The sequence below is a fragment of the Bradyrhizobium sp. 23AC genome (genome assembly GCF_054863025.1).
The window spans coordinates 1-558 of the sequence record NZ_JAVAYN010000069.1; the positions used below are offsets into that span (position 1 = coordinate 1).

Annotated in this window: 1 protein-coding gene; it reads right to left on the reverse strand. The window is 56.1% G+C overall.

Translation table 11 applies throughout. The features are described 5' to 3' along the window. Nucleotides 1-558, reverse strand: a 558-nt coding sequence (locus tag RAD10_RS41465; RefSeq protein WP_461621979.1) for a beta-keto acid cleavage family enzyme, incomplete at both ends; no start/stop codon positions are given.

Genomic DNA, 558 nt, shown 5'->3' on the forward strand with positions numbered 1-558 from the left:
GCGATTGGAACGCCGGGAGCGCCATAGCCTGTGCTCAGACAGAATTGGAAAAGAGGCGGCGCCTCGATCAGCTGTTCTGATATGAGTCTCTTGGCAGTTTCAATATGACCTAGATCGAAGCATTCGAGCTCAGGCTTGACGCCCGCTTCTCGCATGAGCTTAGCGAGTTCTCGCAGGTCCGACATACGTGCGACGAATATCCGTTCCCCGAACGCCATCGTGCCGCAGTCCAAGCTGCTGATCTCTGGCTGAAGTTTGACGGCGTGAAGACAGCGCCCCAAGGGCTTTTTAAGTGTACTTGTTTCGCCAATCTTCGCCGGTTCGATGGAATCGAGTACGAGTTCGCCGTCCATTCCGCTCGTCAAATTGATGATGACGTCAGTGGATGCGTCCCGAAGCTTCTTGACGACCTGTTCATAGAGGTCAAACCGGTTCGATGGAGCTCCGGTCTCTGGGTCGCGGACATGAATGTGAACGACCGCGGCCCCCGCCTTCGCGGCGTCCAGAGCCGCATCCGCGATTTGCGAAGGCGTGATGGGAATCTTTGGATGTTTCGCA